A 21,129-nucleotide genomic window follows, 5' to 3' on the forward strand; every position below is an offset into this window, starting at 1 on the left:
ACTGCGGCGAGACTCGACCGGCGTCCGGCGCGTCAGGCGCGTCCGGCATCCTCGCCCAGACCATGCTCGGCGGCCTCGGGGTTGCGCCGCACCAGCTCGGTGAGCTGATGGGCGGCCTGGACGACCACCTCGGCGTGCTGACGGCCCGGCTGGCGGGTCAGCCGCTCGATGGGCCCGGAGATGGACACGGCCGCGATCACCCGGCCGGAGGGGCCGCGCACCGGGGCCGAGACCGAGGCCACGCCGGGTTCGCGCTCGCCCAGCGACTCGCCCCAGCCGCGCCGGCGGACTCCCGCCAGCACCGTCGGAGTGAACCGGGCGCCCTGCAGCCCCTCGACGAGCCGCTCGTGGTCCTCCCAGGCCAGCAGCACCTGGGCGGCGGAGCCGGCCTTCATGGACAGCTGGGTGCCCACCGGGATGGAGTCGCGCAGACCGATGGGCCGCTCGGCCGAGGCCACACAGATGCGGGCGTCGCCCTGGCGGCGATACAGCTGCGAGCTCTCCCCGGTGGCGTCGCGCAGCCGCAGCAGGATGGGCCCGGCCGCCGAGATCAGCCGGTCGTCGCCGGCGGCGGAGGCCAGCTCGGCCATCCGCGAGCCGATGACGTAGCGGCCCCGCACGTCGCGGGAGAGGAAGCGGTGGTGGATGAGCGCGCTGGCCAGTCGATGGACGGTCGGCCGGGCCAGGCCGGTGGACTCCACCAGCTGGGCGAGCGAGGCCGGGCCGGCTTCCAGCGCGTCGAGGATCATCACCGATTTGTCGACGACGCCGATGCCGGAGGGGGAGTGCAGCGGCCGCGGAGGCTCCGGGCCGACGGACAGCGGGGACGCGACGCCGGTCGGGGGTGCGGCGTCGGTCGAGGGCTCGGCGTCGGGGGCGACGTCCCGGGCCGGGGGCTCCGGCCGCTGGTTCTTCGGGGCGCGGGGACTGGACATGGCTCCATGATACGACGCCTCGCGGCCGAGGTCTCAGATAGTGAGACCTGACGTCACGGTATGGAGGTGCGACTGGCGGAGGTGCTTCTGTAGTGGTATATGGACCGCAGCAGGACGACCCCCACGGAGGCTCCCATGAGCAGGCCGCTCACCCTCGCCGAGAAGGTCTGGCGCGACCACGTCGTCGCGCCCGGCGTCGAGAAGGACGGGCAGCGCTCGCCGGACCTGCTGTACATCGACCTGCACCTGGTCCACGAGGTCACCTCCCCGCAGGCGTTCGAAGGGCTGCGCCTGGCCGGGCGGCCGGTGCGGCGTCCGGACCTGACCATCGCCACCGAGGACCACAACACGCCCACGCTGGAGATCGACAAGCCGATCGCCGACCCCGTCTCGCGCAAGCAGGTCGACACGCTGCGCGACAATGCCGAGGAGTTCGGCGTGCGGCTGCACTCGCTGGGCGACGACGACCAGGGCATCGTCCACGTCGTCGGCCCGCAGCTGGGACTGACCCAGCCGGGCATGACAGTGGTCTGCGGCGACTCGCACACCTCCACCCACGGCGCCTTCGGGGCTCTGGCCCTGGGCATCGGAACCTCCGAGGTCGAGCACGTGCTGGCCACCCAGACGCTGCCGCTGAATCCGTTCAAGACGATGGCGATCACCGTCGAGGGCACGCTGAAGCCCGGAGTGAGCTCCAAGGACATCATCCTGGCGGTCATCGCGAAGATCGGCACCGGCGGCGGCCAGGGCTATGTGCTGGAGTACCGCGGCAGCGCGATCGAGCAGCTCTCGATGGACGCGCGGATGACCATCTGCAACATGTCCATCGAGGCCGGCGCCCGCGCCGGCATGATCGCCCCGGACGAGACGACCTTCGACTTCGTCAAGGACCGTCCGCACGCGCCGCAGGGCGCGGACTGGGACGCCGCGGTGGAGTACTGGCGCTCGCTGCGCACCGACGAGGGCGCGGAGTTCGACACCGAGGTCGTCATCGACGCCGACGCGCTCGAGCCGCATGTCACCTGGGGGACCAACCCCGGGCAGGGCGTCGGCCTGGGCGAGTCGGTGCCGTCGCCGCAGGACTTCGCCGATCCGGGCGATCGCGACTCTGCGGAGCGGGCGCTGCGCTACATGGACCTCGAGCCGGGCACCCCGATGCGCGACATCCGGGTGGACACGGTCTTCCTCGGCTCCTGCACCAACTCCCGGATGGAGGACCTGCGCGCGGCCGCGGGGCTGATCCGCGGCCGGGAGAAGGATCCGGAGGTGCGGATGATCGTGGTGCCGGGCTCGCAGAAGGTCCGCCTGCAGGCCGAGGCCGAGGGCCTGGACCAGGTGTTCAAGGACTTCGGCGCGGAGTGGCGCTTCGCCGGCTGCTCGATGTGCCTGGGGATGAACCCCGACCAGCTCGCCGAGGGCGAGCGCTGCGCCTCGACGTCGAACCGGAACTTCGAGGGCCGGCAGGGCAAGGGCGGACGCACCCACCTGGTCTCGCCGGTGGTCGCGGCCGCCACGGCGATCCGCGGCACGCTCTCCGCCCCCTCCGACGTGCTGGCCGCGCACCCGGCCTGACCCGCTCCGTCGCAGAGCCCGACGCCACGTACCAGGACATACAGGAGATCCCGCCATGGAACCGATCATCCGCCACACCGGAGTGGGCGTGCCGCTGCGCGCCTCCAACGTCGACACCGACCAGATCATCCCCGCCGTCTACCTGAAGCGGATCACCCGCACCGGCTTCGAGGACGCGCTGTTCTCGGCCTGGCGCCGGGACCCGGAGTTCGTGCTGAACCAGCCGGCCTACTCGGCCGGCTCGGTGCTGGTGGCCGGGCCCGACTTCGGCACCGGCTCCTCCCGCGAGCACGCCGTCTGGGCGCTGAAGGACTACGGCTTCCGCGTGGTCATCGCCTCGCGCTTCGCGGACATCTTCCGCGGCAACTCCGGGAAACAGGGTCTGCTCACCGCCGAGGTCGAGCAGGCCGAGGTCGAGCGTCTCTGGAAGGAGCTGGAGACCGTCCCCGGCGCCGAGGTAGAGGTCGATCTGGAGAGCCGCATGGTGCGCTGCGGCGCTGTCGAAGCTCCCTTCGCCATCGACGACTACACCCGGTGGCGGCTGATGGAGGGGCACGATGACATTTCTCTCACGCTGACCGCCGAGCAGGACATCGTCGACTATGAGGCGTCCCGCGCGGCGTTCAAGCCCACCACGCTGCCGGCCCGCACCTGAGCTCGTTCCGTCATCGAATCGTTGCCGGGACGCACTGCGAGGTGCGCGGGCGGCGGCGCCGCGTTGGGTACAGTGGCAGGGCTGTAAACCTGCGCACCACGAAGGGACCGTCGAGTCACCATGACCAAACTGCTCACCATCCAGGGTGGAAAGCCCCTCCAGGGCAGCGTCCGGGTCCGCGGGGCGAAGAACCTCGTCCCCAAGGCGATGGTCGCCTCGCTGCTGGGCAGCTCGCCGTCGCAGCTGCGCAACGTCCCGGAGATCAAGGACGTCGAGATCGTCACCAACCTGCTGACGATCCACGGGGTGAAGGTCGAGGCCGACGTCGACACCGGCGACCTGACGCTGGATCCGAGCCAGATGCGCACCGCCGAGCATTCGGAGATCGACGCCCACGCCGGCGACTCGCGCATCCCGATCCTGTTCTGCGGTCCGCTCATGCACCGCAACGGCGAGGCCTTCATCCCCGACCTCGGCGGCTGCCGGATCGGGGACCGGCCGATCGACTACCACCTGGAGGTGCTGCGCACCTTCGGCGCCGTGGTGGACAAGCAGGCCACGGGCATCCACATCACCGCCCCGAAGGGGCTCAAGGGCGCGAAGCTCGAGCTGCCCTACCCGTCGGTGGGCACCACGGAGCAGGTGCTGCTGACCGCCGTGCTGGCCGACGGCATCACCGAGCTGAAGAACGCCGCGGTCGAGCCCGAGATCCACGATCTGATCGCCATCCTGCAGCAGATGGGCGCGATCATCACCGTCAACACCGACCGCACGATCCGCATCGAGGGCGTCGAGCGGCTCGGCGGCTATAAGCACCGGGCGATCCCGGACCGCATCGAGTCGGCCTCCTGGGCCTCTGCGGCGCTGGTCACCCGCGGCGACATCTATGTCCAGGGGGCGGCTCAGCGGGATCTCTCGGCGTTCCTGAACACCTACCGCAAGATCGGCGGCGAGTTCGAGGTCGACGACGGCGGCATCCGCTTCTGGCACGCCGGCGGCCAGCTGGAGCCGCTGGTGCTGGAGACCGACGTGCACCCCGGCTTCATGACCGACTGGCAGCAGCCGATGGTCGTCGCGCTGACCCAGGCCCACGGAGTCTCCATCGTCCACGAGACCGTCTACGAGAACCGCTTCGGCTTCACCGAGCCGCTGCGCCGCATGGGGGCCTCGATCCAGCTGCACCGGGAGTGCCTGGGGTCGAACCCCTGCCGCTTCGGCCAGCGGAACTTCCTGCACTCGGCGGTGATCTCCGGCCCCGCGGAGCTGCAGGGCGCCGACATCGACGTGCCGGACCTCCGCGGCGGCTTCTCCCACCTGATCGCCGCGCTGGCGGCCTCGGGGACCTCCCGGGTGACCGGCATCGAGATCATCGACCGCGGCTACGAGCATTTCATGGACAAGCTCCACGCCCTGGGCGCGGACGTCGAGCTCACCGAGCGCTGAGTCGGTAGGCTGGCGACGTGACCGCAGCTGACGACACCTCCTCCGCCGGGCCCGCCGCGACGGGCCCCCGGCGCATCCCGCCGGGCTTCCGCGCCGCGGCCGCCGTCGTGCGTCCGGCGCTGAACCTGCTGATGGGCAAGCGCTGGGAGCACATGGACCGCCTGCCCGAGGGCGGGTTCATCGTGGTGGCCAACCATGTCACCGAAGTGGACCCGCTGGCGGTGGCCCATGCGGTCTACTCCGGCGGCAGCACGCCGCATTTCCTGGCCAAGGACTCGCTGTTCCGGCTGCCCGTCGTCGGCGCGGCGCTGCGCGGGCTGAAGCAGATCCCGGTGATCCGCGACCGGCGCGAGGCGCAGAAGTCCCTGGAGGTCGCCCGCGAGGTGATCGACGAGGGCGGAGCGATCATCATCTACCCGGAGGGGACGCTGACCCGCGATCCGGAGCTCTGGCCGATGCGGGCGCGGACCGGCGCGGCCCGGCTGGCGCTGACCACCGGCGCGCCGGTGGTGCCGATCGCCCACTGGGGCGTGCAGGACTTCCTGGCCCCCTACGGCAAGGTGCCGCGCGTGCTGCCGCGCGCCCGGTACCGGCTCTCCGTGGGGCACCCGGTCGAGCTGCAGGACCTGCGTGACGGACGGGTGACCCGCCGCAGCCTGGCCGAGGCCACGATGCGCATCGAGCAGGCGCTCAGCGACGGCGTGGCCGAGCTGCGCGGCGAGCCCGCCCCGGAGCTCATCTGGGACCGGGCGCTGCGCTGCCGCGTCCCGCGCGACCAGCACCTGCGGCAGCCCGGGGGAGGGGCCGCCTCCGCGGGCCCCGGACCGGACGCGGCGCAGGAGCAGCACGAGGCGCGAGAGCAGGACGGGGCGCAGGAGCAGGACGGGGCCCGATCCGACCTCGGGACGCCCACGGAGAACGACACCCGGCAGAGCGGAGAGCAGAACTCATGACGGCACCCGTCGACGCCGCCCGGACCTCCTCCGGCGCCGGCGCGCACCGGATCGCAGTGCTCGGGGCCGGCAGCTGGGGGAGCACCTTCGCCAAGGTCCTCGCCGACGCCGCCGCCGGCCGCGGCGAAGAGCCCGAGATCGTGCTCTGGGCCCGTCGCCCCGAGGTCGCGGCCGAGATCGCCGAGCACCACACGAACACCACGTACCTCGGCGAGATCGGGCTGCCGGAGATGATCACCGCCACCGCCGACGTCGGCGAGGCCGTCGCCGGCGCCGACGTCGTGGTGCTGGCGCTGCCGGCCCAGTCGCTGCGCACGCAGCTGGACGAGGTCCGCGGCCGGCTGGGCGCCGAGACCGTCGTGGTCTCGCTGATCAAGGGCCTGGAGCGCGGCACCGACCTGCGCATGTCGGAGGTCATCGCCGAGCAGCTGGCGCTGCCGGCCGAGCGGATCGCGGTGATCTCCGGGCCGAATCTGGCCATGGAGATCGCCCGCGAGGAGCCGACGGCCTCAGTGGTGGCCTGCGCCGACCACGCCGTCGCCGAGCGCATCGCCGGGCTGAGCAACACCGGATACTTCCGGCCCTACACGAACTCCGACGTCGTCGGCGTGGAGCTGGCCGGCATCGTGAAGAACGTCATCGCCCTGGCGGTCGGCATCTGCGACGGGCAGGGGCTGGGGGACAACTCCAAGGCCTCGGTCATCACCCGCGGCCTCGCCGAGACCACGCGGCTCGCCCACGCCCTCGGCGGGACGCTGGAGACGTTCTCCGGGCTCGCCGGCCTCGGCGACCTGGTGGCCACCTGCGCCTCGCCGCTCTCGCGCAATCGCACCGCCGGGCGGCTGCTCGGCGACGGGCTGACCGCCGACGAGGTGGTCGCCGAGCTCACCCAGACCGCCGAGGGCATGAAGTCCGGATCCGCCGTGGTGGATCTGGCCCGCCGCCACGGGGTGGAGATGCCCATCTCCGAGGCGGTCGTCGCCGTGCTCGACGGCACGCTGAGCGTCGACCGCATCGCCCCGCTGCTGCTGGCACGCGACCTCAAAGCCGAAGGAAAGTGACCGACGTGTCCGACGCTCCGTCCCACCACTCCGTCCCCGACCCGGCCGCCTCCGGCGACGTCGGCGCTGTCGGCCCCGAGGCCCGGCGCCCGCGCGTGCTGGTGCTCTACGGCGGCCAGTCCTCCGAGCATGCGGTGAGCTGCGTGACCGCCGCCGGCGTGCTCGAGGCCGTCGACGGCGAGCAGTTCGACGTCGTGCCGGTGGGGGTGACCGCCGCGGGCCAGTGGACCCGTCCGGCGATCGACCCGCGGACCCACGCCTTCGTGCCGGGCGATGACCTGCCGCGCGTCGTGCCGACCGAGGCCACCGTGCAGCTGCATTCCGGCCCGTCGGGATCCGCCGAGCGCGGCGCCGAGCTGCTCGAGATCGGCGCCGACGGCTCCGCCGAGTCCCTCGGGACGGTGGACGTGGTCCTGCCGCTGCTGCACGGTCCCTTCGGCGAGGACGGCACGCTGCAGGGGCTGCTGGAGACGGTCGGGGTGCCCTACGTCGGCGCCGGGGTGCTGGCCTCGGCGGTGGGCATGGACAAGCACTTCATGAAGGTGGCCTTCACCGCGGCCGGCCTGCGGGTCGGCCCCTACGAGACCGTCACCGCCCGGCAGTGGGCCGCCGACCCCGACGCGGCCCGGGAGCGCCTCCGCGGGCTGCGTCTGCCGGTCTTCGTCAAGCCGGCCCGGGCCGGCTCCTCGATGGGCATCACCCGGGTCGAGGACTGGGAGCAGCTCGACCCGGCGATCGCCGGCGCGCAGAAGCACGACCCGAAGGTCATCGTCGAGGAGGGCATCGACGGGCGGGAGATCGAGTGCGGAGTGCTCGACGGCCGCGACGGCGCCGCCCCGCGGGCGTCGCTGCCGGGGGAGATCGTCGTCCACGACGGCGGCGAGTCCCACCAGTTCTACGACTTCACCGCCAAGTACACCGACGCCGCGGCCGCGGACCTGAGCTGCCCGGCCGACCTGCCCGAGGAAGTCACCGCCGAAGTGCGCCGCCAGGCGGTCGTAGCCTTCGAGGCCGTGGACGGCGAGGGCCTGTCCCGGGTGGACTTCTTCTGCGCCGAGGACGGCTCGGTGACCGTCAACGAGATCAACACGATGCCCGGATTCACGCCGATCAGCATGTACCCGCAGATGTGGCGGGCCACCGGGCTGGACTACCGCGAGCTGATCACCGAGCTGATCACCCTGGCCCGGCAGCGGCCCGTCGGGCTGCGCTGACGGCCGGGCTGCGCTGAGGACCGGGGACCTCCATCGGCGGACGGGACCGCCGACGGAGGCGGTCAGTCGGCCGCGCCGCCCGAGCCTTCGACGTCCTCGATCGACTGCTCCACCGACGAGCAGCGGTCGTCGGCCTCGATGCGCTTCGTCGGCCGGGCCATCGCCAGCATCACCGAGGAGGAGGAGATCTCCTCGGTGTCGATGAGCACCTCCACGGCGGGCTTGCGCCCATAGCTGATCAGCCGCCAGGTGGCGCCGTCCTCCTCGACGGCCAGCCAGTCGACGCCGTCGGCGCTGACGCAGTGCTCGCTGCTCGGCCCCGGCGGCTCCACGCCGCACCGGACCACCGCCTGACTCGGCTCGCCGAAGGCGGCGGTGGCCTGGGCGTTGGTCTCCCGCTGATCGGCCTCGCCGATGCTGTCCGGCAGGGCGATCATCACCGGGGCGCAGTCCGGGTCGGCGGCATGCGGCGCGGCCTCGACGTCGGCGATGCTCCCGCAGGCGGTCAGCGCCAGGCCCGCCGCGCCGAGCGCGGCGAGGGCGGTCAGTCGTCCGCGGACCCCGCGGGATCCTCCGGGATCATCGAGGTCCCGCCTCCGGGCGGACGGGCGGGACGCGGAGCGCGGGGTCGACGGGTCGGAGGGCGCGGAGAGCATGCGGCCAGGATATCGGACGTTCCCGGCGCCGCGTCGGGACGAGGAGACGGGCCGGTTTCCGCCGAGACTGCGCGCGTGTCCTATCCTGGGTGCAGTCTGTCGACCCGTCGACGCCGCTGATCAGCATCGCCCGGACGATCGCGTCCGCAAGCTCCGGCGTCGGACCGTGCGACCCCGCGGGCCCTTCCCGGGGCCGCCGTCTCCGAGGAGGATCCATGTCCGAGACCCCTGTGACCCCTGCCGCGCCGCGCGGCAGGCGCCGCCGTCGGATCACCGCGGTGGTGCTGGTCAGCCTGCTGGTGCTGGTGGTGGGCGGTCTCGCGACGGCCTGGTACTACCTGGACTCGCTGAGCAGCAGCTACGAGGAGAACGTCCAGACCTTCGAGCAGCAGGCGCAGGAGGAGGGCGGGGACGCCGGGACCGGCGGATCCTTCCCCGAGGAGTCGGACCGGCCGGAGAAGGAGGCCGACGACGAGTCGATCACCATCCTGCTGCTCGGCTCCGACGACCGCGCCGGCACCGACCTCGCGCAGAGCACCGGACAGTTCCCGGGCAGCCGCTCGGACACGATGATGCTGGTCCACGTGCCCGCGGACCGCAGCGGCGTGCAGGTGATGTCGATCCCGCGCGACCTGTGGGTCGACGTGCCCGGCGACCACGGCGAGGCCAAGATCAACGCCCCGATGGCGCTCGGCGGCGTCTCGCTGACCGTCGAGACCATCGAGGGCCTCTTCGACGTGCGCGTCGACCATGTCGCCTCAGTGGACATGCAGGGCTTCATCGGCCTGGTCGAGTCCCTCGGCGGCGTCGACGTCGAGTCCACGCATCCCGAGACGTTCACCACCACGGGCGGACATACCTTCCACCCCGGCACCCAGCACATGGACGCCGAGGAGGCGCTGGCCTTCGTCCGCGAGCGCAAGACCTTCTCCGACGGAGACCTGCAGCGGGCGCGCAATCAGCAGTCGTTCATCCAGGCGGTGGTCGACGAATCGCTGCAGGCCGGCAACCTCGCCAACCCCGGCCGCGTGCGCGACATGGTCGAGACCTTCACCCCGTACCTCACCGTCGACGAGTCCCTCGACGCCTCGACGGTCGCCTCGCTCGGCTGGGAGATCCGCGGCGCGGCCGACGACATCACGATGTTCACCCTGCCGACCGGGACCGACGACCGCTCCGCCGACGGGCAGTGGATCTGGCGGCAGGACGAGCAGGCGATGACGGAGATCTCCGAGGCGCTGGCCGACGACACGCTCGAGGAGTACGTCGAGGAGAACGACCTCTGAGCACCGCAGACCACGCACGCCGCGCACCTGACCGGAAGGGGGAGCTGTGAAGGGGAAGGTCCGAGGACCCGCCGCCATGCATCGCTGGCTCCTCCTCTCCGAGGAGTCGCTGGAGGCCGCGCGCGAGCGGCTGGACGGGCTCAACGTGTTCCCGATCCCGGACTCCGACACCGGCACGAACATGCTGGCGACGATGCGCGCCTGCCGTCGGGCCGTCGAGGAGGCGGCCGCCGAGCAGCAGGACCGGGAGGACCTGGGCGCGCTGCTCGCCGCCGCCGGCACCCGGGCGATGTCCGAGGCGCACGGCAACTCCGGCACGCTGCTGGCCGTGCTGATCTCCGGCTTCGCCGAGCCGCTGCACACCGTCCCGCGGCTCAGCGCGGCCGGCCTGGCCGATGCGCTGGAGCGCGGCGGGCTGCGCGCCTGGTCCGCGCTCTCCGAGCCGGTGTCCGGCACGATGCTGTCCGTGGTGGACGCGCTGGCCGCACGGGCCCGCCGGCTCGCGGCCGAGGCCGAGGAGCCGGACAGCCGCGCCGCCGTGCAGGGCGCCGCCGATGCGCTCGTCGACGTCGCCCGCACGGCGGTGGAGTCCACCGTCGAGCAGCTCGAGGCGCTGCGCCGCGAGCGGGTCGTCGACGCCGGGGCGGCCGGACTGCTGCTGGTGGTCGAGGCGCTGCGCGCCGCCGTCACCGGCACCGCCGTGCGGGACGAGATCATCGACGGTCTGCTCGGCCTGGACGGTCGGCGGCCGACGACGGACGCGCCGGCGACGGACGCGCCGGCGACGGCCGCGGAGCCGGCCGCGACGTCGGCCGCCGGCGTGGAGATCATGTGCACCTCCCGGCTGGACCCGCTGGGGGCGGCCTCGCTGCGCCATCGGCTGGACGAGCTCGGCGAAGCGGTCATCATCACGCCCATCGACGTCGAGCCCGACGCCGCGGGCACGCACCGGTGGCGCATCCACGTGCACACCGCCGACGCCCGCGAGGTCGAGGAGGCGCTGCGCGCCGCCGGCTCCGTGGAGACGCTGGACGTGACCGCGCTGAGCACCGGGACCGAGGGGGTGAGCACCGAGGATGGAGGCGAGCACTGACTCCTCGACCGCCGCCGGCGCGACCGGCGCGACCGGACCGTCCGGGCAGTCCGGGCAGTCCGAGCAGTCCGGCCCGCATGCGCCGCTGGAGACGCTGCTGGGCACGGCCGCGGCCGAGACGCTGCGCCGCGAGCTGGGGCTGTGCACCGCCGGCGAGCTGCTCGAGCACCATCCGCGCCGCTGGGTGGAGTACGGGCGGCTCTCCTCGCTGACGGAGCTGCGCGAGGACGAGCACGCCAGCTTCATCGCCCGCGTCGTCAGCGTCTCCAAGCGCTCCATGCAGCGCCGCCGCGGCGTGCTGGTCGAGGTCGTCGTCGAGGACGACGAGGGCGGCCGGCTGCAGATGGCCTTCTTCCAGGGCTTCCGCGCCTTCCGCGAGCTGCGGCGCGGGGCCAAGGCGATGTTCCACGGCAAGGTCGGCAGCTACGGCGGCCGGCTGACGCTGAACAACCCCGAGTACTCCGTGCTCGAGCTCGCCGACGGCGGCGCGCCCGAGGAGGACGACGACGGCGCGGCGGCGCTGATCCTGGCCGCCGGACGCGCGCCGCTGCCGATCTACCCGGCCACGGCGCGGATCTCCAGCTGGGAGATCCTGCGCTGCGTGCGGCTGGTGCTCGACCTCGCCGCCGTCGACGCGTGGCCCGATCCGGTGCCCGCCGAGGTCGCCGCCGCCGAAGGGCTGTGCGACCTGGTCACGGCGCTGCGGCTCATCCATCGGCCGGAAACCATGGAGGACCCCGAGCGCGGGCTGGCCCGGCTGCGCTTCCAGGAGGCGTTCTTCCTGCATGCGCTGCTCGCCCGGCGTCGGGCGCGGGTGGGCACCGGCGTCGGCATCCCGCGTCCGCGGTCTGCCGACGGGCTGCTCGCCGCCTTCGACGCGCAGCTGCCCTTCGCCCTGACGGAGGGCCAGCGCAGCTGCGGCGAGCTGCTCGCCGGCGACCTCGCCGGAGAGCAGCCGATGAACCGGCTGCTGCAGGGCGAGGTCGGCTCCGGCAAGACGCTGGTCGCGCTGCGGGCGATGCTGCAGGTCGTCGACGCCGGCGGCCAGGCCGCGCTCATCGCGCCGACCGAGGTGCTGGCCGCCCAGCACGAACGCTCGCTGCGGGCGATGCTGGGCCCGCTGGCCGGCTCCGACCTGCTCTCGGCCTGGCAGCGTCCGGCGGCCGGGACCGAGGCGCAGGTGACGCTGCTGACCGGCTCGATGAGCACCGCGCGGCGGAAGCAGGCCCTGCTGGACATCGCCTCCGGCGCCGCCGGGATCGTCGTCGGCACCCATGCGCTGCTCTCCGAGACGGTGAGCTTCGCCGACCTGGGGCTGGTGGTGGTCGACGAGCAGCACCGCTTCGGCGTCGAGCAGCGCGACGCGCTGAGGACCCGGGAGGCGGCCACGCCGCACATGCTGGTGATGTCGGCGACGCCGATCCCGCGGTCGGTGGCGATGACCACCTTCGGCGACCTCGAGCTCACCGTGCTGGAGGGACTGCCCGCCGGGCGACGTCCGGTGGAGACGCATGTGGCGAGGATGCGGCGCGGCCCCCGGGTGATCGGCCGGGTGTGGGAGCGCCTCGCCGAGGAGGTCGCAGCCGGGCATCAGGCGTATGTGGTGTGTCCGAAGATCACCGAGTCCGACCAGCGCGAGGATCCGGAGTCCGGTGTGGAGATCGAGCAGGACGCCTCGGTGGAGCTGCTGGAGCAGACGCTCGCCGAGCATCCGCTGATCGGCCCGCTGCGCCGCGCCGTGCTGCACGGGCGGATGAGCGGCGAGGACAAGGAGGAGGCGATGACCGCCTTCGAGCGCGGCGAGGTCGACGTGCTGCTCTCCACCACCGTCATCGAAGTCGGCGTGGACGTGCCCAACGCCACCGTGATGACGATCCTCGACGCCGACGCCTTCGGCATCTCCACGCTGCATCAGCTGCGCGGCCGCGTCGGCCGCGGCGCGGCCCCGGGGCTCTGTCTGCTGGTCACCCGGCTGCCCGACGACCACCCGTCGGGGCGGCGGCTCGACGAGGTCGCCGAGCACTCCGACGGGATGACCCTGGCCCGGCTGGACCTGCAGCGTCGCCGCGAGGGCGACGTCCTCGGCGCCTCGCAGGCCGGGCGCCGCTCGACGCTGAAGCTGCTGCGCATCGTCCGCGACGAGGAGCTCATCACCTCCGCCGCCGAGCAGCTGCGCCGGATCACCGCCGCCGACCCGGACTGGCGGGCCCATCCGGGGCTGCGCGCCTCCGTCGACGCCTGGATGGCCGCCCACGACGGCGCCGACGCCTATATCGAGCGCGGCTGAGGCCCGAGCGCACCCGGCTCCCGCTCGAGCCGGCCGCCGGATCCGGCCGGCCGCCCTTTCCGCATCCGCCCCGACCCGAGACAGGAGCTCTCCATGGCACGCATCATCGCCGGCACGCACAAGGGCCGCCGGCTGGCGTCGGTGCCCACCGACGCGACGCGTCCCACCAGCGACCGGGTCAAGGAGTCGCTCTTCAGCCGGCTCGAGGGCTACGACGCGCTGGTCGACGCCGTCGTGGTGGACCTCTTCGCCGGCTCCGGAGCGCTGGGGCTGGAGGCGCGCAGCCGCGGCGCGCGCGCCGTCGAGCTGGTCGACGTCGCCGAGCCGGCGGCGGCGACGCTGCGGCGCAATGCCGCGATCGCCGACGGCGGGGTCACGGTCCACCGGTCGGCGGCGCTGCGTCATCTGCAGCAGCGCGGACTGCGCGAGGCCGAACCCATCGAGCTGCTCTTCCTCGACCCGCCCTACGACTGGACCGACGCCCAGCTGGCCGAGATCCTCGCCGCAGCGCTGCCGCAGCTGCATCCGGCGGCGACGATCGTCGTCGAGCGGGACGAGCGCGGCGGCGAGCCGGCCTGGCCGGAGGGGCTGGAGCGCTTCGCCGACCGGGCCTACGGCTCGACGCACATCTGGTTCCTCGAGCCGCAGTGAGCCGTCGCAGGACGGTGGTCGTCCCGCCTCGAGGTCCTGTCGTCAGGGGGTGGAACCCAGTCGGTACGGGCATTAGGCTGACCCCATGAACGGGGGAGAAGCACCGACGGTCCTGTCCATCGCGCGGGCCCCGCGGGGCGTCGCCCTGCCGCTGGCGGGGCTGCTCCTCGGCGCCGGCGCCTTCTCGCTGGGGATCACCCTGGCCGTCGGCGCGGGCGTGGTGTTCGGCGCCGCGACCGCCGCGCTGATGCTGGTCCTGGCCGGGATGACGCTGAGCCTCCGGACGACGATCACCGCCGATGCCGCCGGCCTGCACGCCCGCTGCCTGGGCGTCTTCCGGATGACCGCCGCCTGGTCGCAGATCCGCCGCGCTGAGGAGGGGCCGTCGACCGGACTCGTCGAGGGCCTCGGATGCCGGTTCCTCCCCGGCGGGACGACCGGACTGCTCGTCGGCGGCCCCACCGTCCATGTGGTCACCGACCGGCGCCGCTGGCTGCTCAGCGCCGCGGACCCCTCCGTCGTGTGCCGGGCCGTCGAGCACCGTGCGGCGGCGCAGGGCGCCGGATCGGGTGCCGCGCCGCGCTCGCGCTGCTAGCCGGCCCAGTCGCGCAGCGCGGCTCCGGTCAGCGTCTCGCCGGGATGCGGCCCGGAGGCCCAGACGGCATTGACGGTGGCCTCGGCGAACGGCGCCTGCGGGGAGGCGGCCAGCACCAGATTGCCCTCGGCCTCGCCGGCGACGACGTCGGCCGGGGCGGTCAGCAGCAGCCGGTCCCACAGCTCGTCGGCGGCCGCGCCGAGCGGGCCCAGCGCCTCAGCGACGCGGCGGACCTGTTCGGCGGCGAAGTCCATCGGCGGCTCGTCGCCCAGATTCATCAGCAGCAGTCCGCCGTCGGCCGTCGCGCCCAGCGTGGTGCGGTGGAAGGCCGTCGAGGTCAGCGCCTCCGGGGCCTCGGAGGAGTTGAAGAGGTCCACCAGCACCAGGTCGAAGCGCTCTCCGGCCAGCGCGCCGTCGTCGGCGAACACGGTCGCGGCATCGGCGACGACGCTGCGCGGCGCCGGCTCCATCGGCAGGTGGGCGAGCACGAAGTCGACCAGCTCGGGCTCGACGTCGACCACCGTCTGCTCCAGGCCCGGGGCGTGATGCCCCAGCCAGCGCGGCAGCGTCAGCGCGCCGGCCCCGAGGTGCAGGACCTGTCCGCGGGCGTCGGCGCGCACCAGGTCGCGCGCGGCGGTGCGCAGCACGGCGGATTCTCGGACGGTGTAGTCGTGCAGCAGGAAATCCGGGTCCGCGACCTCGACGTGGGACTGCTCGGCCCCGTCGATGCTCAGCACCACGCCGGCGTCGGTGAGCTCGTCGCAGCGCAGCTCGGCGACCGTCCCGGAGGCGCTCAGCCGCACGCTCGCCGGCAGCCGGGCCATCAGGACCGCTCCAGCGCGGCGGGCAGCCGCTCGGCCAGGCGGCGCATGCCCTCGATGATCGTCTCGTGGCGCTTGCAGAAGGCGAAGCGCACCAGCTTCTGCAGCTCGTCCTCGGCGGAGGCGGCGTGCCGGATGGTCAGCGTCGAGACCGGGATCGCCGCGACGCCGACCTCCTCGGCGAGCAGCCGGCAGAAGGCCTCGCCGGAGAGATCGGTGAGCGGTGAGATGTCGGCGACGACGAAGTAGCCCGCCTCGGTGTGGTGGGCGCGCAGGCCGGCCGCGGTCAGCCCGCGGTGCAGCAGCTCGCGGCCAGCGGTCAGCTCGGCGACGTTCTCGGCGAAGAAGCCGCGGTCGTCCGCCAGCCCCTCGGCGACGGCGTGCTGGTAGGCCGGGCCGGAGGAGAAGCTCAGGAACTGCTTGACCCCGCGGACCTGGTTGACCAGCGTCGCCGAGCCGGTGATCCAGCCGACCTTCCAGCCCGTCACCGAGAAGGACTTGCCCGCCGATCCCACGGCGACGGCGACCTGCTCGGCGCCGGGGGTCGAGAGGATCGTGCGGTGCGGATGCGCGGCGTCGTCGAAGACCAGCCGCTCGTAGACCTCGTCGCACATGATGCGCAGGTCGTGACGGACGGCCAGATCGACGATCCGCCGCATCTCCTCGGCGCTGAAGACGGTGCCGGTCGGATTGTGCGGAGTGTTGAGCAGGATCATCGTCGTCCGCTCGGTGACTGCGGCCTCCAGCGCGTCGACGTCGGGCCGGAAGTCCGGACCGCGCAGCGGCACGCCCACCAGCTCGGCGCCGGCCAGCGCCGCGCAGGCGCCGTAGGAGTCATAGTGCGGCTCGAAGGTCAGCACCTCGCCGCCCGGGCGGGCGAAAGCCAGGATCGCGGCGGTGATCGCCTCAGTGGCCCCGGTGGTGATCAGCACCTGCTGCTCCGGATCCAGGGCGACGCCGGCGCGGCGATCGACGTCGGCGGCGACGGCCTGCCGCAGGGCCGGCAGTCCCGGACCCGGCGCGTACTGGTTGGGCGGGCCGACCTGCGGATCGGCGACGGCGCGGGCGGCCAGGTCGAGCAGCCAGTCCGGCCCCTCCCGGTCCGGGAAGCCCTGGCCGAGGTTGACCGCCTCATGGCGCATCGCCGCCGCCGTGGTGCGCTCGTAGATCGTCGGGGTCACCGTGCCGGTCGCGCCGTCATAGGTGTTCGCGCCGACGGCGGCCCGAGCCCAGAGCGGGCGGTGGTCCAGCGGGCGGAGGGCGGCGCGCTCGGCGGGCGTCTCGGCGGGGGAGAGGTCGGGCGCGCCGTCGGCTCCGCCCCCGGTCGGGCGGTCGGCGGGACGGGGTGCGACGGGATCATCGGCGTGCGACAGCATGCTCCCCATCGTAGACACGGCGGCCCCGGCGGCGCAGAGGGCGGGGCGGACGCGGTCGTCCGGGGGCGGCGACGTCCGGCGGCGGCGTGGCCGTCGTCGGCCGCGTCGACTAGTGTCCTGTCCATGCAGTCTGCAGTGTGTCCCGGATCCTTCGACCCCATGCACAACGGCCACGCGGAGATCGTGGCCCGAGCGGCGAATCTCTTCGACGAGGTGATCGTCGCCGTCTCGCCGAACATGCACAAGTCCCCGATGTTCGGGGTCGAGGAGCGCATGGCGATGGCCCGCGAGACCTTCTCCGCGGTCCGCGGCGTCGTCGTCGAGCCGCTGGGCGAGGGTCTGCTCGCCGAGTTCTGCCGGCAGCACGGGGCCAACGCCGTGGTCAAGGGCATCCGCGATGCGAAGGACCTCGCCTACGAGACGCCGATGGCGACGATGAATCGTCATCTGACCGGTCTGGAGACCATCTACCTGGCCGCCGACGGCCGCTACACCCACCTCTCGTCGACGCTGATCAAGGAGGTCCACGCCCTCGGCGGCGACGTCGCCGAGTTCGTCCCGTGGGCCGTCGAGCGGCGGCTGGCCGAGCGGCGTGGAGCCGACGGCGGGTCCTGACTCCGTGCTAGATTCGCAGGCACCGGATCCCGTCCTGCGGCCCGTCTGCGTCCCTGCCCCGGGAGCTGCGGGTCGGAGCAGCCCAACCGAGAGAGGTCGATGCGCCCCATGAGCCAGATCCGCAAGGCCGTCATCCCCGCCGCCGGACTGGGGACTCGCTTCCTCCCGGCGACCAAGGCGATGCCGAAGGAGATGCTTCCGGTCGTCGACGAGCCGGCCATCCAGTACGTCGTCGACGAGGCCTCCGAGGCCGGGCTCGACGACATCCTGATGGTCACCGGCCGGAGCAAGCGCGCCCTGGAGAACCACTTCGACCGGGTGCCGGACCTCGAGGCCGTCCTGGAGGCCAAGGGAGATCAGAAGAAGCTGGACCTGGTGCGCCGGGCGACCGGCCTGGGCGATCTGCACTACATCCGCCAGGGCGAGGCCAAGGGCCTCGGCCACGCGGTGCTCTGCGCCAAGCGCCACGTCGGCAGCGAGCCCTTCGCCGTGCTGCTCGGCGACGACCTCATCGACGCCCGCGACGAGCTGCTGACCACCATGCTGGAGACCCAGGAGCGTCTGGGCGGCTCGGTCATCGCGGTCATGGAGGTCCCCCGCGAGGACATCAGCGCCTACGGCGTGGTCACGCCCGCCGAGTCCGGCGGCGACGCGGCCGGCGACGGCGTCGTGCCGGTCTCCGGGCTGGTGGAGAAGCCGGCGGCCGACGAGGCCCCGTCGAATCTCGCGGTCATCGGCCGCTACGTGCTGCACCCGGCGATCTTCGAGCAGCTCGAGCAGACGCCGCCCGGTCGCGGCGACGAGATCCAGCTGACCGATGCGCTGCAGGAGATGGCCGCCAAGCCGGCCGAGCAGGGCGGCGGCGTGCACGCGGTGGTCTTCCGCGGGCGCCGCTACGACACCGGAGACAAGCTCAGCTACATCAAGGCGGTGGTCACCCTCGCCGTCGATCGTGAGGATCTGGGCACTGACCTGCGCAGCTGGCTGAAGGACTTCGCCGCCGGCCTCTGAGCGCCGCGCGCAGCACGCCCGGACGCGCCGGGGACGCAGGGATTCGCCCCGGTGTGCGACCATGGTCTAGCATGGAACGTCGGTCATGACGTATGCCCGGATCGCCGTCCACCCAGGGAGAGTGCCCCGTGAGCGCAGAGCAGGACGCCGGACTGTCCGTCGATGTCCGCGAGCTCGGGGGCAAGCCCGGCACGCAGGAGCATCTGGACAGGACGGTGGCGACCCCCGCCGACTTCTCGGCGGTCCTCGTCGGCTTCCGTGAAGGCGGAGCGCTGCACCTGGACCTGCGCCTGGAGTCGGTGCATGAGGGCGTGCTGTTGACCGGCACCGCCTCGGCGGAGGTCTCCGGCCAGTGCAGCCGGTGCCTCGACGCGATCGGCTACTCCGCGGCGGTGGACCTCATGCAGCTGTTCACCCACCCGGGACGGGAGGTCGACGGCGAGGCCGAGGATGAGGATGAGCGTCTCATCGGCGAGGACCTCACCATCGACCTGGAGCCGGTGCTGCGGGACCTGATGGTCTCGACGCTGCCGTTCCAGCCGGTCTGTCGCGAGGACTGCCCCGGCCTGTGCTCCCAGTGCGGCTTCCGCATGGAGGACGATCCGGAGCATGCTCACGAGCAGATCGACCCCCGCTGGGCCGCCCTGGCGGACCTCGCCGACGGGCTGAACGACCCGGAGGACGCCTCCGGGGAGCGCAGCTGAAGACTCCAGAGCCGGGGACGCGGCGCGTCCCTGCTGACCTGTCCGACAACGACGAAAGAAGAGAGACACCGTGGCTGTTCCGAAGCGGAAGAAGTCCCGTTCCAACACCCGTAGCCGCCGTTCGCAGTGGAAGGCCCAGACGCCTTCGCTGGTGAAGTCGGTGGAGAACGGTCGTGTCGTCTACAGCCAGCCGCACCAGGCCAAGCTGGTCACCGACTCGGCCGGCTCCCCGCTGTTCTACGAGTACAAGGGGCGCAAGGTCGCCGACGCGTGATCTCCTGACCTGTTGGGAGCGCGTGACGTGACATCATCGGCATCCGCCGGCGCGACGACGCCGGGGGACCATGAGGCATTGGTGAAGAGTCTCGGGGTGCACATCGACCCCGAGACTCTTCGTCTTGCCCTGACGCATCGGTCGTACTCCTATGAGAACGACGGCATCCCCACCAACGAGCGCCTGGAGTTCCTGGGCGACTCGGTGCTCGGCTACGCGGTCACCGACCATCTGTTCCGCAGCTATCCCGAGCTCTCCGAGGGGGACCTGGCCAAGCTGCGCTCGGCGCTGGTCAGCACCCGGGCGCTGGCGCGCGTGGCCCGCGACCACGGCGTCGGTCCGCACATCAGCCTGGGCACCGGCGAGCTGCGCACCGGCGGGCAGGACAAGGACTCGATCCTCGCCGACACGATGGAGGCGCTGATCGGTGCGGCCTATCTGTCCACCTCCTTCGAGACGGGCCGCCGGCTGGTGCTGCGCCTGGTGCTGCCGCTGCTGGACGACGACCAGGCGATGAGCGCGGGCAAGGACTGGAAGACCACCATCCAGGAGATCGCCGCCGACCGGGAGCTCGGCGACATCCGTTACGTGATGGAGGACTCCGGCCCCGACCACGACAAGACGTTCACCGCCACGCTGACCATCGGCGGCGTCGCCTACTCCTCCGGCACCGGCAAGTCGAAGAAGGAGGCCGAGCGCGAGGCCGCCCGGCTCACCGCGGCGACGCTGACCGCCGGCGAGGCCGACCGCGGCGCCTTCGACGCCGTGCTCGGCCGCTGACGCGGGGCCCGATGCCCGAGCTTCCCGAGGTCGAAGTCGTCCGCCGCGGCGTCGAACGCTGGGCCGTCGGTTGCCGCGCCGCCCGGCCCGTCGTCCACGACGTGCGCAGTCTGCGCCGGCACGACGACGGCGTCGAGGACTTCGCCGCCCGAGTCGCCGGCCGGACGCTCGACGCCGCGCGCCGCCGCGGCAAGTATCTCTGGATCCCGCTGTCCGCGGCCGGTTCCCCGGCGCCGACCCCGGGCGGATCCGCGCGCGGCGAGGCGCTGGTGATCCACCTGGGCATGAGCGGCCAGGTCCTGGTCCAGCCCGACGACGCCCCGGCGGAGAAGCATCTGAAGGTCGCCGTGGATCTGCGGGACGCGTCGGGGACCGCCGCGGCCGACGACGGCGAGCCGGCGACCGGATCCGGCCGGCAGCTGCGCTTCGTCGACCAGCGCATCTTCGGCGGTCTGCAGATCCGCCCGCTCATGCCCGCCGACCACCCGTCCGGCACTGTGCCGGCGAGCATCGCCCACATCGGCCCGGATCCGCTGGAGCCGGCCGGCGCCGCCGTCGAACCGTTCTTCCGCGCGCTGCGCCGCCGGCGCAGCGGGCTGAAACGGGCTCTGCTGGACCAGACGCTGCGCTCGGGCATCGGCAACATCTACGCCGACGAGGCGCTCTGGCGGGCCCGGCTGCACTTCGCCCGACGCACCGAGACCGTCACCCGCGCCGAGGCGGCGCGGCTGCTGGGCGCGGTCCGCGAGGTCATGGAGGCCGCGCTGGAGGCCGGCGGCACCAGCTTCGACGCGCTCTATGTCAACGTCAACGGGGAATCCGGCTACTTCTCCCGCGGGCTCGACGCCTACGGCCGGACGGGGGAACCCTGCCGCCGATGCGCGACGCCGCTGCGCCGCACGCCCTTCATGGGGCGGTCCTCGCACTGGTGTCCGCGCTGCCAGCCCCGGCCGCGCTCCGGACGATGGTGACGCCGACCATGGCCTCGCTCACGTCGACTCCGCGCCTCGACGCTCCTGCATGGCAGAGCCGGCCGCCTCGTCTAGCATGGGACGGGTCGCCCGTGCCCGCCGCAGACGGTCGCGCGGGTCCGGGAGGCCGCACCCGTCGTGCCGTCCGCTCCGGACAGGACGGATCCGCGCGCCGC

General features: G+C 73.0%; 21 protein-coding genes. 17 read left to right on the forward strand and 4 right to left on the reverse strand.

Annotation, left to right across the window (positions count from 1 at the left end):
• Positions 1 to 32 precede the first annotated feature (32 nt).
• Positions 33 to 791 (reverse strand): IclR family transcriptional regulator, encoded by a 759-nt coding sequence (locus ABD652_RS09475; RefSeq protein WP_153143978.1) that lies wholly within the window; start codon positions 789 to 791, stop codon positions 33 to 35.
• Positions 792 to 1,070: 279 nt separating this feature from the next.
• Between ABD652_RS09475 and leuC the strand changes: the two genes are divergently transcribed.
• From leuC to ABD652_RS09505, 6 genes are all read left to right on the forward strand, one after another.
• Entirely contained in the window at positions 1,071 to 2,507 is a 1,437-nt protein-coding gene (leuC, locus tag ABD652_RS09480; RefSeq protein WP_344720626.1) for a 3-isopropylmalate dehydratase large subunit, read from the forward strand.
• Between the two features lie 55 nt (positions 2,508 to 2,562).
• Positions 2,563 to 3,162 (forward strand): 3-isopropylmalate dehydratase small subunit, encoded by a 600-nt coding sequence (gene leuD, locus ABD652_RS09485; protein WP_344720628.1) that lies wholly within the window; start codon positions 2,563 to 2,565, stop codon positions 3,160 to 3,162.
• Between the two features lie 120 nt (positions 3,163 to 3,282).
• Positions 3,283 to 4,605: a UDP-N-acetylglucosamine 1-carboxyvinyltransferase gene (gene murA / locus ABD652_RS09490; protein ID WP_153143893.1), complete on the forward strand. Its 1,323-nt coding sequence runs from the start codon at positions 3,283 to 3,285 to the stop codon at positions 4,603 to 4,605.
• Positions 4,606 to 4,622: 17 nt separating this feature from the next.
• Positions 4,623 to 5,558, forward strand: coding sequence for a lysophospholipid acyltransferase family protein (locus ABD652_RS09495; protein ID WP_344720632.1), 936 nt, complete (start codon positions 4,623 to 4,625; stop codon positions 5,556 to 5,558).
• Positions 5,555 to 6,619, forward strand: a complete 1,065-nt coding sequence (locus tag ABD652_RS09500) for an NAD(P)H-dependent glycerol-3-phosphate dehydrogenase (protein ID WP_344720634.1) — start codon at positions 5,555 to 5,557, stop codon at positions 6,617 to 6,619. Before ABD652_RS09495 ends, ABD652_RS09500 begins: the two co-directional genes overlap by 4 nt.
• Before the next feature lie 95 nt (positions 6,620 to 6,714).
• On the forward strand, positions 6,715 to 7,833 hold the full coding sequence (locus tag ABD652_RS09505; protein WP_344721074.1) for a D-alanine--D-alanine ligase family protein: 1,119 nt from the start codon (positions 6,715 to 6,717) through the stop codon (positions 7,831 to 7,833).
• A 62-nt stretch (positions 7,834 to 7,895) separates the two neighbouring features.
• Here the strand turns inward: ABD652_RS09505 and ABD652_RS09510 are convergent, their stop codons facing one another.
• A complete protein-coding gene (locus tag ABD652_RS09510) occupies positions 7,896 to 8,489 on the reverse strand; it encodes a DUF3515 family protein (protein WP_344720636.1) in 594 nt (197 codons plus the stop codon).
• Between the two features lie 215 nt (positions 8,490 to 8,704).
• Between ABD652_RS09510 and ABD652_RS09515 the strand changes: the two genes are divergently transcribed.
• The 5 genes from ABD652_RS09515 (at position 8,705) to ABD652_RS09535 (ending at position 14,401) form a co-directional block, all read left to right on the forward strand.
• Positions 8,705 to 9,775 (forward strand): LCP family protein, encoded by a 1,071-nt coding sequence (locus tag ABD652_RS09515; RefSeq protein WP_344720638.1) that lies wholly within the window; start codon positions 8,705 to 8,707, stop codon positions 9,773 to 9,775.
• 76 nt (positions 9,776 to 9,851) lie between these two features.
• On the forward strand, positions 9,852 to 10,868 hold the full coding sequence (locus tag ABD652_RS09520; protein WP_344720640.1) for a DAK2 domain-containing protein: 1,017 nt from the start codon (positions 9,852 to 9,854) through the stop codon (positions 10,866 to 10,868).
• A complete protein-coding gene (locus ABD652_RS09525; protein ID WP_344720642.1) occupies positions 10,852 to 13,155 on the forward strand; it encodes an ATP-dependent DNA helicase RecG in 2,304 nt (767 codons plus the stop codon). The genes ABD652_RS09520 and ABD652_RS09525 overlap by 17 nt, the downstream gene beginning before the upstream one ends.
• Before the next feature lie 93 nt (positions 13,156 to 13,248).
• On the forward strand, positions 13,249 to 13,806 hold the full coding sequence (gene rsmD / locus ABD652_RS09530; RefSeq protein WP_344720644.1) for a 16S rRNA (guanine(966)-N(2))-methyltransferase RsmD: 558 nt from the start codon (positions 13,249 to 13,251) through the stop codon (positions 13,804 to 13,806).
• An 85-nt stretch (positions 13,807 to 13,891) separates the two neighbouring features.
• Positions 13,892 to 14,401, forward strand: coding sequence for a hypothetical protein (locus ABD652_RS09535; protein ID WP_344720646.1), 510 nt, complete (start codon positions 13,892 to 13,894; stop codon positions 14,399 to 14,401).
• Here ABD652_RS09535 and ABD652_RS09540 read toward each other — a convergent pair.
• A complete protein-coding gene (locus ABD652_RS09540) occupies positions 14,398 to 15,225 on the reverse strand; it encodes a spermidine synthase (protein WP_344720648.1) in 828 nt (275 codons plus the stop codon). The genes ABD652_RS09535 and ABD652_RS09540 overlap by 4 nt on opposite strands.
• Positions 15,225 to 16,598: an aminotransferase class I/II-fold pyridoxal phosphate-dependent enzyme gene (locus tag ABD652_RS09545; RefSeq protein ID WP_344720650.1), complete on the reverse strand. Its 1,374-nt coding sequence runs from the start codon at positions 16,596 to 16,598 to the stop codon at positions 15,225 to 15,227. Before ABD652_RS09545 ends, ABD652_RS09540 begins: the two co-directional genes overlap by 1 nt.
• Before the next feature lie 123 nt (positions 16,599 to 16,721).
• Here ABD652_RS09545 and coaD point away from each other — a divergent pair, with 123 nt between their 5' ends.
• From coaD to mutM, 6 genes are all read left to right on the forward strand, one after another.
• Positions 16,722 to 17,213, forward strand: coding sequence for a pantetheine-phosphate adenylyltransferase (gene coaD / locus ABD652_RS09550; RefSeq protein ID WP_344720652.1), 492 nt, complete (start codon positions 16,722 to 16,724; stop codon positions 17,211 to 17,213).
• 108 nt (positions 17,214 to 17,321) lie between these two features.
• Entirely contained in the window at positions 17,322 to 18,224 is a 903-nt protein-coding gene (galU, locus tag ABD652_RS09555; protein ID WP_344720654.1) for a UTP--glucose-1-phosphate uridylyltransferase GalU, read from the forward strand.
• Between the two features lie 128 nt (positions 18,225 to 18,352).
• Positions 18,353 to 18,928: a YceD family protein gene (locus ABD652_RS09560; RefSeq protein WP_344720656.1), complete on the forward strand. Its 576-nt coding sequence runs from the start codon at positions 18,353 to 18,355 to the stop codon at positions 18,926 to 18,928.
• A gap of 70 nt (positions 18,929 to 18,998) precedes the next feature.
• On the forward strand, positions 18,999 to 19,202 hold the full coding sequence (gene rpmF, locus ABD652_RS09565; protein ID WP_344720658.1) for a 50S ribosomal protein L32: 204 nt from the start codon (positions 18,999 to 19,001) through the stop codon (positions 19,200 to 19,202).
• Between the two features lie 96 nt (positions 19,203 to 19,298).
• Positions 19,299 to 19,982 (forward strand): ribonuclease III, encoded by a 684-nt coding sequence (rnc, locus tag ABD652_RS09570; protein ID WP_246161067.1) that lies wholly within the window; start codon positions 19,299 to 19,301, stop codon positions 19,980 to 19,982.
• An 11-nt stretch (positions 19,983 to 19,993) separates the two neighbouring features.
• A complete protein-coding gene (mutM, locus tag ABD652_RS09575; protein ID WP_344720660.1) occupies positions 19,994 to 20,953 on the forward strand; it encodes a bifunctional DNA-formamidopyrimidine glycosylase/DNA-(apurinic or apyrimidinic site) lyase in 960 nt (319 codons plus the stop codon).
• Positions 20,954 to 21,129: the final 176 nt, after the last annotated feature.

The organism is Nesterenkonia halobia, assembly GCF_039536005.1.
Lineage (GTDB): Bacteria > Actinomycetota > Actinomycetes > Actinomycetales > Micrococcaceae > Nesterenkonia > Nesterenkonia halobia.